Genomic DNA, 13,206 nt, shown 5'->3' on the forward strand with positions numbered 1-13,206 from the left:
CGTGTGGATGCGTGGGAACCCCTTTCGCGGCCCGGCGGTCAGTTCAGGTCGGTCTTGAACATCGCGCGCAGCTCGTCGGTCACCGTCCGCCCGCCTGTCGCATAGTGCACGTGCAGCTTCTGCGCGAGCACGAGCACGAGCGTGGCCAGGGTGAGCGCGAGCGGGATGAGGATCGCGAGGGAGACGCCCCAGCTCTTGCTCAGCGCATCACCCCACATCAGGGCGGCGAAGACGAACACGACGGCTGTGACGAAGGCGGCGACGCTCACTGCGATCATCGCAACGGCCTGGCCGATGCGACGGGCCGGCTTTCGGGATTGACGGGGCATCCGGGGCCCCCTTCCTGCGAGGGCGTGGGCGAGCAACGCTAATCCCGCCCGGGTCGCCCGCGTCAGGGCTTGCGGAATCGGCGCCTATGCGCTTCCCGAGGCATCCAGCACGGCGACGAACGACTCAGGCAGCACCACATTGGCCGGCGCTCCCCGGAAGAATCCGGCCACCTGCTCGGGCCGGTACCCCGCGATGCCGCAGCCGACCTCGGTCACGAGGAACCGCAGGTCGGGGTGGGATGCGGCGAACGCGAGGAAGCGCGCCGCCTGCTCCTCGAAGACGCGGAGCCCCGACATCGTGTCGATGCCGTAGGACTGACCCTGCAATCCCTCGGACTGGCCCCACACCGCGCCGAAGCGGTCGTAGGCGAAGCGCGCCGCTCCGCCGCCGTGCGCGCCGGAGGCGTTCGACCCGAAGACGAAGACCTCGCCCGGCCGCAGGGAATCGATGCGCATGTCAGGCCCCCAGCGGTGTGGCGCCCTCGTGCGTCGAGAGGTGCGCGCGGTAGGTCTGAGCATTGCGCAGGATGCCGGCCCTCTCCTCGTCGGTGAGCTCGCGGCGCACTTTGGCGGGCACGCCCGCGACGAGCGAGCCGGGCGGGATCACGGCCCCCTCGAGGACCACGGCCCCGCCGGCGACGAGGCATCCCTCTCCGATGACCGCCCCCGAGAGCACGACGCTTCCCATGCCGATCAGGGAGCCGTCGCCGATCGTGCACCCGTGGACCACGGCGTTGTGGCCGACCGACACGTCACGTCCGATGACGGTCGGGTGACCGGCATCCACGTGCACCGAGACGTTGTCCTGCAGGTTGCTGCCGGCGCCGACCGTGATCGAGTCGCTGTCGCCCCGGAGGACCGCGTTGTACCAGAGGCTCGAGCCTTCTTCGAGCGTGACCGCGCCGACGACGCGCGCACCCGCCGCGATGAAGGCCGACGGATCGACGGCGGGCGACTTGCCCGGCAGAGCGAGGACGGAAGCACCTTCGGCGATGGTCATGACCCGAGATTACGGGAGCCGTCGGACACGAGGTGAGCCCAGCCTTCGCTTGCTTGCGGAATGAATGGCGCTGAGTAGCGTTGGTGCCGACGACAGGAAACGTCACAACGGAGGCGAGCGATATGACGAACACTCAGACCACCCCGGCCACCGCCGCAGACCCCTCGGTCGCAGCGGGCACCGCCCAGTTCCTCACGCCGGTCGCGCTCGGGCTGCAGGCCCTCGCCGTCAACGGCAAGCAGGCGCACTGGAACGTCCGTGGCGCGAACTTCATCGCGATCCATGAGCTCCTCGACACGATCGTCACGCACGCTCAGGACGGCGCCGACGCGGCCGCCGAGCGCATCGTGGCCCTCGGTCTCCCGATCGACGCCCGCCTCGGCACGATCGCCGAGAAGACCAAGGCGACTGCCGTCCCCGCCGGCTTCACGCAGTGGCAGGACGAGATCCGCGCCGTGATCAGCGACATGGACGTCGTCATCGCCGACGTGCAGGCGGCGATCGACGGCCTCGACGAGGTCGACCTCGCGAGCCAGGACATCGCCCTGGCCATCAAGGAGAGCCTCGAGAAGGACCGCTGGTTCCTCTTCGCCCACCTTGCGGAGTGACGTTCGCTCCTACGTGGGTAGAGCCGGCTCCTGACTAGGCCGTCCGCGGCCGTATCGAAGGGCGCCCACCTTGCGGAGTGAGATTCGCGCCGGGGCCCGTCGCGCCGGTCGCTGAGTAAGCCGCCGCCTCGACGGGTGCCCACCTCGCGAATCGAGGATCAGGATGCTGAAGGCCCGGAGTCCGCTCCGGGCCTTCAGCGTTGCCGCCGAGGGGGACCGAGGGTCAGCGCTGGAGGAACGCGAGCACCGCGAGCACCCGGCGATGCTCCGTCGCGGAGTCTTCGAGCCCGAGCTTGGCGAAGATTCCGCTGATGTTCTTCTCCACCGCCCCGACCCCGATGAACAGCCGCTGCGCGATCGCTGCGTTGCTGCGCCCCTCGGCCATGAGCGCGAGCACGTCGCGTTCGCGCGGAGTGAGCGCCATGAGCGGATCCGGGCGTGACGCGAGGAGCCCGCGGACGACGAGCGGGTCGAGCACGGTGCCTCCATCGCGGACGCGCTCGACGGCATCCGTGAACTCCTCGAGCGAGGTCACGCGGTCCTTCAGCAGATAGCCGATGCCGCCCTCTCCGTCGGCGAGCAGCTCGCGGGCGTACACCGCCTCGACATACTGGCTCAGCACCAGGATGCCGAGCCGCGGCAGCGCGCGCCGCAATGCGATCGCCGCACGGATGCCCTCGTCGCGGAAGCCGGGTGGCAGCCGCACATCGAGCACCGCGACGTCGGCCGCGGCATCCTGAACCCGTGCGACGATGTCTTCGGCATCGCCCCACGCGCGGGGTCGAGCTCGGCCCGCACCGGCACCGCGCTCGCGATCGAGAGCGCCTCGAGTGCCGCCGTGAGGCCGCGATCCTGCAGGAGCGGTGGCGCGACGCCCGTCGACAGCGCGCGCAGCTCGTCCAGGGCGGCAGCGGCGTGTCCGCGGGCTTCGCGGGCGAGCTGCGCCGCGGCATCCGTGTCGCCCGCGGCGGCCCGCCGCTCGAGCGAAGCGAGGTCGAGTTGGAGCCGGACGAGGCGCTGCTGAGGGCCGTCGTGGATGTCGCGCTCGAGCCGGCGCAGTGCCATGTCCTCGGCCTGCACGGCAGACGCTCGCGCCGACGCCTCCGCGTGGACCTCAGCGGCGAGATCGTCGGACTCCCATCGCCCGAGCATGCCGCGCGCGATGCCGTGGTGGGCGAGCGCGAGGCCGGCGAGCGCCCACGGCAGCGTGAAGGCGAACAGGATGCCGGCGAGGAGGTAGAGGACGACTTCGACGGCCCACGACGACCAGCCGCCGAAGAGCCACGGAAGGGCGTCCGACACGTACTGCCCCCACTCGCTCCCCCCGTCGCGCGGGAGGAAGGCTCCCCAGAACCAGTAGGTGAGACCGCCGAGGCTGAGGCTCAGCCACACCACTGTGAGGGCGAACGTGATCGTGCTGAGGATCGGGCTCACGATCATGCCGTGCAGCAGGTACACCCAGTAGTGGCCGTCGCGGAGCGGGCGCGAGAAGGCGGACCAGAACCCCAGGTGTCCAGTGGTGCCGCGATGCCACTCCGGTTCGGATACGGCGGGCAGACCGGTCAGTCGCAGCAGGTACCGGTCGGCGACGCCGAACCCTCGTGCGACGAACAGGGTTCCGACGACGATCGGAAGGCCGATGACGAGGATCAGCAGACCGATGCCGAGGCCGAGAAGAGTCGCGAGCACGCACAGCGACGCGATGGCGAGCCCGAACACGACGAGCAGGTAGACGGCGCTGCCGGGGACGCGCTTCCACAGCTCGCCGTAGGTGCGCCAGAAGGACGGGGCCTCGATGTCGGAGGCGGGGGTGACGATCGTGCTCATGGGTCCTCTCCAGGTCGTCCCCTCAGCCTCGCGGGGTCCGCGGCGGCGCGGCATCCGATCCCCTCCCCGACCCATACGGGGGCCAGCCCCCGTCAGGCCAGGTGGGTCAGGCGCCCGCCGAGCAGCGTGGCGGCGACCGTCATCGATCGCAGCTCCGGCTCGGTTGCCGTCAGGGGGTTCGTCGCGCACAGCGCCAGGTCGGCCCGCGCTCCGGGAGCGATGACGTCGGCATTCCGGGATCCGCCGTGCGTCGATGCGGCGAGGGTCGTCGCCGCGTCGAGAGCCTCGGTGGGCTGCCAGGGCTCACGTCCGTCGCGCGTGCGGTAGACGGCCGCCGCGAACGCCGCCCACGGATCCAGCGGCGAGACCGGCGCGTCTGAGCCGAAGAGCAGGTTCGCCCCCGTCGCCGCGAGCGCGGCGAGCGGATACGCCTGCGCCGTCTGGCCCGCCCACACCGTGTCGGTGAGGTCGCGGTCGTCCACGGCATGCTCCGGCTGCACGCTCGCGCCGACACCGAGACGGCCGAAGCGCGGGATGTCCGCGTGCGCGACGAGCTGGGCGTGCTCGATGGTCCCCGTCGCCCCCGTCACGGCGAAGGCGTCGAGCGCGTGCGAGTTGGCCAGGTCGCCGATGGCGTGGATCGCGCACGAGAGGCCCCCGCCCGTCGCATCCGTCATGAGCTCGACGAGTGTCGCGGGATCGACGGTCAGCAGGCCGTGGTTCTGCGGGTCACCCGGATAGGAGTGCGAGCAGGCGGCCGTGCGCGTGCCGAGCGAGCCGTCGGTGATCACCTTGAGAGAACCGACACGGGCGAGATCGGATGCCGCGCCCCGCGCGACGTCGCCGGACTGCAGGCCGTCGGCCAGGGCGCGGGCGAGATGCTCCGGATAGATCCCGAACTCGACGCGGAGGGTGTCGAAACCCGCCCGCGTGCGGCGCGACCAGGCATCCTCGTTCCACGCCATGTCGAGGTCGACGAGCCCGACGACGCCGCGGGAGGCGGCATCCCGGGCCATCTGCTGGACGAGCTGGTCGCCCGTCACGGGATCGACGAGGTTGAGGCGTCGTGAGATCTCGAACGCCGGCTCTTCGCGCAGGATGCCGGTGCCGTCGGGGTCGAACCCCTCGCGGCGCAGGGCCGCGGTGTTCAGCCACACGCTGTGCACGTCGGCGTTGATGAGATAGGTCGGCGTCTCGCCGGTGGCCGCGTCGAGCAGCGCCAGCGTGGGCTCGTCGGGCCAGAAGGCGTGCCGGAAGCCCGTGCCGACGCGACGTCCGTCGAGCAGGGGGGCTTCGGCCATGAGCGCCGCGGCGTGCGCGGCCGATGTCGCATGACCGAGAGGGGCGCGCTGCGAGACGAGGGCCCACTGCATGACGTGGACGTGGTGGTCCCAGAGGCCCGGGATGAGCCATGTGCCCGTGCCCTCGAGCACGGCGCCCGTCGCGCGGATCGCGCCTGCCGGCGCGATGTCGGCGATCGTTCCGCCGTCGAGGAAGACGTCGAAAGGGCCCTCGTCGGGAAGCAGCTCGCTTCCGGGGCCGACGATGCGGACGCCCGCGATGGTGTCGATCTGCGCGCCGATCCCCGTCATCGAGCGCCCCTCAGCGCCTCGTGCGCGCGGCGCATCTCATCCGCGAGCGGCGCGTTGGCGTAGGCGCCGTCGCCGCTCAGCTCGGCGATGATCGTGTCGACGACGTCGTCCGTCTTGTTCTGGCTCAGCTTGCGCTTCGCCACGACCCGGGTCGGCGTGAGGCGGAACCCGACGGTGCCCTTCTCGAGTCGCTCGACATACGTGGGATCGTTGGGCGGCTCCCACAGCAGCCGGGGCTGCGGCATCCGGTTCTCGAAGCGCGCAACGAGGCGATCGAGCACACGAAGGTTCTCCTCCGTGCTGAGCAACTCGGGCACTCCGGACAGGTGCGCCGAGACGAAATTCCACGTCGGCACCTGGGTGCCGTCGCCGTACCAGCCGGGAGAGATGTACCCGTGCGGGCCCTGCACGACGAGAAGCAGCTCGCGCTCCCCCAGCCCGTGGATGAGGTCGTCGGGACGCCCCACGTGACCGACGACCGTGAGGTCGTCGCGATCCTCGTCGAGGAGGACCGCATAGTGCGATGCGACGAGTCCGTCGTCGGTCTGGCTGACGAGGGTCATCCAGGGATTGCGGTCGATGAGGCGGCGAAGCTCAGCGACGTCGGTCATCGCGAAGCTCGGGTTCTGACGCATGTGTCCAGCCTAGAAGCGGGCGGCCCCTGCGATCACCTCTGGCAGAACGGGCACCAGTACAGCTTCCGCGCGCCCATCTCCTCGAGCAGGATCTCGGTTCCGCAGGTGCGGCACGGCAGCCCCGCGCGACGGTACACCCAGTGCCGGTCGTCGCGATTGGCCATGGCCGCCCGCCACTGGTCGGGGTCGAGGTCGTCCATCGTCATCATCTGGCCGGTCTCGACGCCGATGGCGAGCAGCTTCACCCAGTCGCGCCAGAGCTCGCGCACGAGCTCCTCGGGCACGTCGCGCCCCGGCGTATGCGGATCGAGGCGCGCCCGGTAGAGCAGCTCGGCCCGGTAGACATTGCCGATGCCGCTGACCACGGCCTGATCCATGAGGAGCAGCCCGATGGGTGTGGGCTTGCGCCGCACGACCGAGGTGAACCGCTCCTCGCCCTGCTCGACGTCGTCGACGAGGGGATCGGGACCGAGCTTGGCGATCGTGGCGACGACCTCGTCGGGCGTCTGCAGCTGACACGCGGTCGGACCGCGCAGATCGGCGCACGTCACGTCGGTGAGCAGGCGGAGCCGCACCTGGCCCACGACGGGCGGCGGCCACTCGCCGTCCTCCTCGGGCAGGCCCGTCGTCTGCTCGGACATGCGCACGTGCACGCGGGCCTTGCGCGGAGCGCCGATCGAGGTGAGTGAGTTCTCTCCCGCGGCATCCAGGATCGCCTCGTCCTCGAAGAAGGTGCCGCGCTGGTTCGTCTGGCCGAGTCGGCCGTTGGCCGACGCGATCGTGGGATCGGCGACGATCTCGCCGGCGAAATCCCACGCGCCGTACATGCCGAGGTGCACCCGCAGCCACGTGTCGCCCTCGAAGCCGAGGAACATCTGCTTTCCGACGGCACGCACGCCCTCGGCGATGCGGCCGTCGAGCACCTCAGCGCCCTCCGCGAAGCGCCCCTGCGGGCTCGATGCGCGGACGGCACGGCCGACGACGTTGCGGTCGAACTGCCGCGCGATGCGATGGACGGAATGGCCCTCGGGCATCAGCCTGCTTCGGGGTCCATCGCATCGGCGGACTCGCCGCCGGTCGGCGATTCCAGCCGGCTCACGCGGGGGTCGGGCTCGAGGCGTCCGTCTGTCTCGTACGCGGCGATCTGGCCGATGCGCCGCTCGTGCCGCTCCTCGTTCGAGAACGGCGTCGCGATGAAGCGGTCGATGAAGGATGCCGCCTCTTCGAAGGTGTGCTGCCGGGCGCCGATCGAGATGACGTTCGCGTCGTTGTGCTCGCGGGCGAGCTCAGCCGTGGGGATGTTCCAGACGAGTGCCGCGCGGACGCCGCGCACCTTGTTCGCCGCGATCTGCTCGCCGTTGCCCGAGCCGCCGAAGACGACGCCGAGCGACTCGATGCCCGCCTCCTGGTCGCGCACGACCGCCTGGGCGGCGCGAATGCAGAACGAGGGGTAGTCGTCGAGGGGCTCGTAGTCGAGCGGGCCGTGATCGACGACGTCGTGCCCCTGCTCGGCGAGATGGTGCTGCAGCTGCGTCGAGAACTCGAGGCCGGCGTGGTCGGTCGCGATGTGGATGCGCATGGCTCAATCCTAGGGAGCGGTGGAGGGGCGGGATGCGGCGGCGCTCAGGGCGCGATGCCGGCCGCGGCGGGCTTGAAGCCGGCGCGCACGTTCTCGCAGCAGCCGGGGCGGCACACGTCGAACCAGGGTCCGAGCGAGGTCTCGTGCGGGCGCTCCGCGGCTGGGGTGCCGGCGACGCGCTCGAGCACGAGGTCGACGAGACCCGAGACGTAGGCCGGGTCGACGCCGGGGGTCGGCGTGCGCACGGCGCGGATGCCGGCCTCCTGCGCGGCCTCCATCGCCTCGGTGTCGAGATCCCACAGCACTTCCATGTGGTCGCTCACGAAGCCGAGCGGCACGATCGCGATCGCGCGGATGCCGGCATCGGGAAGGGTCTCGATGACGTCGTTGATGTCGGGCTCGAGCCAGGGCTGGGACGCGGGGCCCGAACGCGACTGGAAGACCAGCTCCCAGCCCACCTCGCCGACCGCGGCGTCGTCGTCGGCGAGGGCCGACATGATGCGCTCGGCGACGGCGCGATGCTGCGCGGCATACGCGCCGCCCTTTCCCCAGTCGACGTCGCGGGGGCCGGAGCGGTCCGCGTCGGCCGTCGGAACGCTGTGCGTCGAGAAGAGGACGCGGATCTCGGCCGGGGCGATCCCCTCGGCGCGGAACGCCGAGACGGCCTCGCGCACGCCCGCTTCGAACGGTGCGACGAAGCCGGGGTGGTCGAAGAACTGTCTCACCTTGTCGATCGTGACCGTGCCGGCCAGCCCGGTGTCGAGGAGCACGCGGGCGAAGTCCTCGCGGTACTGTCGGCAGCTCGAGAACGAGCTGTAGGCGCTGGTCGCGATGGCGATGAGCTTCGTGTCGCCGGCGGCCGCGGCATCCCGAACCGCCTCATCGAGGTAGGGAGCCCAGTTGCGGTTGCCCCAGTACACCGGGAGGTCGACGCCCCGCCGGGCCAGATCGTCTTCGAGGGCGGCTTTCAGCGCGCGGTTCTGTTCGTTGATCGGGCTGATGCCGCCGAAGTGGCGGTAGTGGTGCGCGACCTCCTCGAGCCGTTCGTCGGGGATGCCGCGGCCCCGCGTGACGTTGCGGAGGAACGGGATGACGTCGTCCTGCCCCTCAGGGCCGCCGAAGCTGGCGAGGAGGATGCCGTCGTACGCGACGGGAACCTCGACGTGCGGGGCGCCCGACGACGCCTCGGGTGAGGCGAAGGGGACGACACCCTCCGCGCTCGTCGTGTCACCGGCTGAGTTCTCGTGCGCTTCGACCACGCGACCATCCTTCCACCGCCCGCCGACACCGGTGTTCACATGCCTCGGCGCCGAGACACCGCCGGGCATAGGCTGGAGCGGTTGTCGCCGGGGCCATCCTCGTTCGGCGACCGTCCTCTCGAGCAGCGGCCCAGCCGCATCGAGATCACTTCAACCCATCACAAACGGGAGCAGAGCCAAGTGCCTGGAGAGAACCTCACCCGCGCCGAGGCGCAGGAGCGCCGCGGGGTCGTCGACACCCATTCGTACGAGATCAGCCTCGATCTGACGCAGGGCGCGGAGGTCTTCGGATCCCGCTCGGTCGTGCGCTTCTCCGCGACGCCCGGCGCGTTGACGTTCATCGACCTCATCGCGCGCGACGTGCGCGAGATCACGCTCAATGGACGGTCCATCGACCCCGCGTCGGCCTTCGCCGACTCGCGCATCGCGCTCGACGGCCTCGAGGCCGACAACGAGCTCGTCATCGAAGCCGACGCCCTCTACACGAACACCGGCGAGGGGCTGCACCGCTTCGTCGACCCGGTCGACGACGAGGTCTACCTCTACTCGCAGTTCGAGGTGCCGGACTCGCGCCGCGTCTTCGCGGTGTTCGAGCAGCCCGACCTGAAGGCGACCTTCCAGTTCACGGTGACCGCTCCCGAGCCGTGGAAGGTCGTGTCGAACTCGCCGACCCCGGAGCCCAAGAAGCACGGCGACGGCACGGCGACGTGGACCTTCGAGGCCACCCCCCGGATCTCGTCGTACATCACGGCGCTCGTCGCCGGTCCGTACGAGGTCACGACCTCCGAGCTCACGAGCGCGTCCGGTCGTGTCATCCCGCTCGGCGTGTACGCGCGCAAGAGCCTGTGGCAGCACCTCGACGCCGACTACGTCTTCGACATCACGCGCAAGGGCTTCGCGTACTTCGAGGAGAAGTTCGACTACGCCTACCCGTTCGCGAAGTACGACCAGCTCTTCGTGCCCGAGTTCAACGCCGGCGCGATGGAGAACGCGGGAGCCGTCACCTTCACCGAGACCTACGTCTTCCGCTCGAAGGTGACCGACGCCGTCAAGGAGCGTCGCGTCGTGACGATCCTCCACGAGCTCGCGCACATGTGGTTCGGCGACCTCGTCACCATGAAGTGGTGGAACGACCTGTGGCTCAACGAGTCGTTCGCCGAGTGGGCGTCGACGATTGCCACGGCGGAGGCCACGGAGTGGACGGAGGCGTGGACGACCTTCAACGCCATGGAGAAGACCTGGGCCTACCGCCAGGACCAGCTCCCCTCGACGCACCCGGTCGTCGCGACGATCAACGATCTCGAGGACGTGCAGGTCAACTTCGACGGCATCACGTACGCCAAGGGCGGCTCGGTGCTCAAGCAACTCGCCGCGTGGGTCGGCGTCGAGGCCTTCTTCGGGGGCGTCGCGGCGTACTTCAAGAAGCACCAGTTCTCGAACACCGAGCTGAGCGATCTTCTCGCGGAGCTGGAGAAGACGAGCGGACGCGAGCTCGGCACGTGGTCGAAGAAGTGGCTCGAGACGGCGGGCGTCAACACGCTCTCCCCCGAGATCACGACCGACGCCGACGGCGTCATCACGCGCTTCGCGATCGTGCAGACCGCGCCGGCGGACTACCCCACGATCCGCCCGCATCGCCTCGGCGTGGGCTTCTACAGCCTGCGCGGCGAGGCGCTCGTGCGCGTGCACCGCGTCGAGCTCGACGTCGACGGCGACCTCACGGTCGTGCCCGAGCTGAAGGGCCTCTCGCGACCCGACCTCGTGCTGCTCAACGACGAAGACCTCGCGTACGCCAAGATCCGCCTCGACGAGCGATCGCTCGGGACGGCGATCGCGCACCTCGCGAAGATCAGCGACCCGCTCGCGCGTTCCCTCGTCTGGGGGGCGGCGTGGGATCAGACACGGGATGCCGAGTCCTCGCCGAGCGACTACATCGACCTCGTCCTGCGCAACATCGGGTCGGAGACCGAGTCGACGACGTTCCGCACCACTCTCGGCCAGCTGCAGCTCGCCGCCAACTCGTACGTCGCGCCCGAGAAGCGCGCCGCCTCTCGCGAGAAGGTCGCCGACGCGCTGTGGCAGCTCGCGCACGGGGCGGAGGCCGGCAGCGACAGCCAGCTGCAGCTCGTGACCTCGTTCGCGACCGCCGCCTCGACGCCGTCGCAGTGGGACAAGGTGCGCCAGGTGCGCGACGGCGAGGTGACGTTCGACGGTCTCGAGATCGACACCGACCTGTCGTGGCAGCTGCTCGTGTCGCTCGCCGCCGGCGGCGTCGTGGGCGCCGACGAGATCGACGCCGCGCTGGCCGCCGACAACACGGCCAAGGGCGGCGAGTTCGCCGCTCAGGCGCGCGCGGCGCTGCCGACGCACGAGGCCAAGCAGGCCGCGTGGTCCTCGCTCATCGACAGCGACGACCTCCCGAACACGATCGTCCGCTCGGCGGCGCTCGGCTTCACGCATCCCGCGGGTCGCGGTCTGCTCGGCGCGTTCGTGCAGCCGTACTTCGACATGCTGCTTCCCGTGTGGGAATCCCGCAGCTACCAGATCGCGCAGTACCTCATCGTGGGCCTGTACCCCGCGGCGCTGGCGAACCGTGATCTGCGCGACGCGACGCGCGCCTGGCTCGCTGCCAACGGCGACGCGGCCCCGGCGCTGCGCCGTCTCGTGAACGAGAACCTCGCGGGCGTCGAGCGCGCCCTCGCGGTGCAGGAGCGCGACGCACAGTAGTCCACAGCCATGGATGCCCCGCCCAGGTTGGGCGGGGCATCCGTCGTTAGGATCGGGATGATGCGACTGGAGAACGCGGACGGTACGAGCACAGTGGACTGGGCGCAGATCGGACAGGATGCCTGGGGATTCCTGATCCTCGTGGGCACCAAGATCTTCTGGATCCTCGTGATCATCGCCGTCGCGATGGTCCTGGTGTGGATCATGCGGCGCGTCATCGCCCGCGTCGTGAACCGCATCGTCTCGGGAGCCAAGAACAAGGCGAACGTCGACGACACGCAGGCGCTCGAGCGCGCTCCGCTCGCGCAGGTGCGGCTCGTGCAGCGGACGCGCACGCTCGGATCGATCCTGACGAACATCGTCAACGTCACGATCGTGATCGTCGCCGTGATCCTGATCGTCTACACGCTGAGCCCCGGCATCATCGGCTCGTTCACACTGCTCACGGCCGCCATCGGCGCGGGCCTCGGCTTCGGCGCGCAGAACATCGTGAAGGACGTGCTGAACGGCATCTTCATCGTCGCGGAGGATCAGGTGGGCATCGGCGACGTCGTCGACCTGGGACTCGCGACGGGAGTCGTCGAGTACGTGAGCGTCCGTGTGACCCACGTGCGCGACGTCAACGGCACGCTCTGGTACGTGCGCAACGGCGAGATCCTGCGCATCGGCAATATGTCGATGGGCTGGTCGCGCGTCATCATCGACCTCGCGGTCCCGGCCGACGCGCAGATCGACGAGGTCGAGAGCGCGCTCCTGGCCGCCGCGAAGAGCCTCCGCACCGACCCGAAGTGGCGCACCCGCATCATCGAGAACCCCGAGGTGTGGGGTCTCGAGTCGGTGTCGGGGGACGCGCTCGTCATCCGCCTCGTCATGAAGACGCGCGCCAACGCCAAGGACGACGTGGCCCGCGAGCTCCGGATGCGCCTCAAGCACGCGATCGACGAGCTCGGGCTGCAGCTGCCGCAGCTCACCTCGATCACGCTGTCGGGCCTCGAGGGCGCCCAGCGCGTGCGGGGTGCCAACCCGCCCAAGACCAAGCCCACCCCCGTCACGCCGCTGCCCGAGAAGCCCGTGTGGAAGCCCAAGCGCCTGTCGAAGCGCCGCTCCGGCACGGCCGACGACACCGGTGATCGACCCGACGGAGAGCCCACGCCATGACAGACGGAACGGATGCCTCGCCCCTGACCTTCTACGAGGAGGTCGGCGGTCACGGCACGTTCGTGCGGCTCGTCGACGCGTTCTACCGGGGCGTCGCCGACGACGAGGTGCTGCGTCCCATGTATCCCGAAGAGGATCTCACCGGTGCGCGGCACCGCCTCACGATGTTCTTGGAGCAGTACTGGGGCGGGCCGACGACGTACGGCGAAGAGCGCGGGCACCCCCGCCTGCGCATGCGGCACGCGCCCTTCCACGTGAATCCGGATGCCCGCGACCGCTGGCTCCGCCACATGCGCGACGCCGTCGACGAGCTCGAGCTCTCGCCGCTCCACGAGGCGACTCTGTGGGACTACCTGCAGCGCGCCGCCTACGCCATGGTCAACACGTTCGAGCCGGCCGGGATCGGCCCCTCGGCCGCCGGCCGCGACACGGCCGGCATCCCCCTGACGGCGTCGGCGCCCGACGACGCCACCTCCTGAACCAGCTCCACCC

General features: G+C 70.2%; 12 protein-coding genes and 2 pseudogenes. 4 read left to right on the forward strand and 10 right to left on the reverse strand.

The features are described 5' to 3' along the window. Positions 1-38 precede the first annotated feature (38 nt). The 3 genes from AAIB33_RS06495 to AAIB33_RS06505 form a co-directional block, all read right to left on the reverse strand. The gene (locus tag AAIB33_RS06495; RefSeq protein ID WP_345802735.1) at positions 39-329 is read right to left on the reverse strand and encodes a hypothetical protein; all 291 of its coding nucleotides are present in this window, start codon (positions 327-329) and stop codon (positions 39-41) included. An 84-nt stretch (positions 330-413) separates the two neighbouring features. After that, a complete protein-coding gene (locus AAIB33_RS06500; RefSeq protein WP_345802736.1) occupies positions 414-785 on the reverse strand; it encodes a hypothetical protein in 372 nt (123 codons plus the stop codon). 1 nt (position 786) lies between these two features. Then, positions 787-1,329: a gamma carbonic anhydrase family protein gene (locus AAIB33_RS06505; RefSeq protein ID WP_345802737.1), complete on the reverse strand. Its 543-nt coding sequence runs from the start codon at positions 1,327-1,329 to the stop codon at positions 787-789. Positions 1,330-1,451: 122 nt separating this feature from the next. Here AAIB33_RS06505 and AAIB33_RS06510 point away from each other — a divergent pair, with 122 nt between their 5' ends. After that, entirely contained in the window at positions 1,452-1,937 is a 486-nt protein-coding gene (locus tag AAIB33_RS06510) for a DNA starvation/stationary phase protection protein (protein ID WP_345802738.1), read from the forward strand. Between the two features lie 223 nt (positions 1,938-2,160). Here AAIB33_RS06510 and AAIB33_RS06515 read toward each other — a convergent pair. The 7 genes and pseudogenes from AAIB33_RS06515 to AAIB33_RS06545 form a co-directional block, all read right to left on the reverse strand. After that, positions 2,161-2,712: pseudogene (locus AAIB33_RS06515) on the reverse strand (response regulator transcription factor); the annotation flags it as partial. 98 nt (positions 2,713-2,810) lie between these two features. Further along, positions 2,811-3,839 (reverse strand): annotated as a pseudogene (locus tag AAIB33_RS06520) (sensor domain-containing protein); the annotation flags it as partial. Between the two features lie 17 nt (positions 3,840-3,856). Further along, positions 3,857-5,356 (reverse strand): amidohydrolase family protein, encoded by a 1,500-nt coding sequence (locus tag AAIB33_RS06525; RefSeq protein ID WP_345802739.1) that lies wholly within the window; start codon positions 5,354-5,356, stop codon positions 3,857-3,859. Continuing rightward, complete coding sequence (locus AAIB33_RS06530; protein WP_345802740.1) at positions 5,353-5,991, reverse strand: FMN-binding negative transcriptional regulator; 639 nt, start codon at positions 5,989-5,991, stop codon at positions 5,353-5,355. Before AAIB33_RS06530 ends, AAIB33_RS06525 begins: the two co-directional genes overlap by 4 nt. Positions 5,992-6,023: 32 nt before the next feature. Next, entirely contained in the window at positions 6,024-7,025 is a 1,002-nt protein-coding gene (locus AAIB33_RS06535) for a DNA-formamidopyrimidine glycosylase family protein (RefSeq protein ID WP_345802741.1), read from the reverse strand. Further along, a complete protein-coding gene (locus tag AAIB33_RS06540) occupies positions 7,025-7,570 on the reverse strand; it encodes a ribose-5-phosphate isomerase (RefSeq protein WP_345802742.1) in 546 nt (181 codons plus the stop codon). The genes AAIB33_RS06535 and AAIB33_RS06540 overlap by 1 nt, the downstream gene beginning before the upstream one ends. Positions 7,571-7,614: 44 nt before the next feature. Beyond that, entirely contained in the window at positions 7,615-8,829 is a 1,215-nt protein-coding gene (locus AAIB33_RS06545) for a ferrochelatase (RefSeq protein WP_345802743.1), read from the reverse strand. Positions 8,830-9,009: 180 nt separating this feature from the next. Here AAIB33_RS06545 and pepN point away from each other — a divergent pair, with 180 nt between their 5' ends. From pepN to AAIB33_RS06560, 3 genes are read left to right on the forward strand one after another with little or no spacing between them, the layout of a single operon-like run. Next, positions 9,010-11,556, forward strand: coding sequence for an aminopeptidase N (gene pepN, locus AAIB33_RS06550; RefSeq protein WP_345802744.1), 2,547 nt, complete (start codon positions 9,010-9,012; stop codon positions 11,554-11,556). Positions 11,557-11,616: 60 nt separating this feature from the next. Then, positions 11,617-12,714 (forward strand): mechanosensitive ion channel domain-containing protein, encoded by a 1,098-nt coding sequence (locus AAIB33_RS06555; protein ID WP_345802745.1) that lies wholly within the window; start codon positions 11,617-11,619, stop codon positions 12,712-12,714. Then, a complete protein-coding gene (locus AAIB33_RS06560) occupies positions 12,711-13,193 on the forward strand; it encodes a globin (RefSeq protein WP_345802746.1) in 483 nt (160 codons plus the stop codon). Before AAIB33_RS06555 ends, AAIB33_RS06560 begins: the two co-directional genes overlap by 4 nt. Positions 13,194-13,206: the final 13 nt, after the last annotated feature.

Source organism: Microbacterium sp. AZCO, assembly GCF_039614715.1.
In the GTDB taxonomy this organism is placed as follows: domain Bacteria; phylum Actinomycetota; class Actinomycetes; order Actinomycetales; family Microbacteriaceae; genus Microbacterium.

Coding starts and splice junctions, on each gene's coding strand:
- AAIB33_RS06555 (WP_345802745.1), top strand. CDS start 11,617: ATGCGACTGGAGAACGCGGACGGTACGAGCACAGTGGACTGGGCGCAG.
- AAIB33_RS06505 (WP_345802737.1), bottom strand. CDS start 1,329: ATGACCATCGCCGAAGGTGCTTCCGTCCTCGCTCTGCCGGGCAAGTCG.
- AAIB33_RS06495 (WP_345802735.1), bottom strand. CDS start 329: ATGCCCCGTCAATCCCGAAAGCCGGCCCGTCGCATCGGCCAGGCCGTT.
- AAIB33_RS06560 (WP_345802746.1), top strand. CDS start 12,711: ATGACAGACGGAACGGATGCCTCGCCCCTGACCTTCTACGAGGAGGTC.
- AAIB33_RS06525 (WP_345802739.1), bottom strand. CDS start 5,356: ATGACGGGGATCGGCGCGCAGATCGACACCATCGCGGGCGTCCGCATC.
- AAIB33_RS06540 (WP_345802742.1), bottom strand. CDS start 7,570: ATGCGCATCCACATCGCGACCGACCACGCCGGCCTCGAGTTCTCGACG.
- AAIB33_RS06510 (WP_345802738.1), top strand. CDS start 1,452: ATGACGAACACTCAGACCACCCCGGCCACCGCCGCAGACCCCTCGGTC.
- AAIB33_RS06530 (WP_345802740.1), bottom strand. CDS start 5,991: ATGCGTCAGAACCCGAGCTTCGCGATGACCGACGTCGCTGAGCTTCGC.
- AAIB33_RS06535 (WP_345802741.1), bottom strand. CDS start 7,025: ATGCCCGAGGGCCATTCCGTCCATCGCATCGCGCGGCAGTTCGACCGC.
- AAIB33_RS06500 (WP_345802736.1), bottom strand. CDS start 785: ATGCGCATCGATTCCCTGCGGCCGGGCGAGGTCTTCGTCTTCGGGTCG.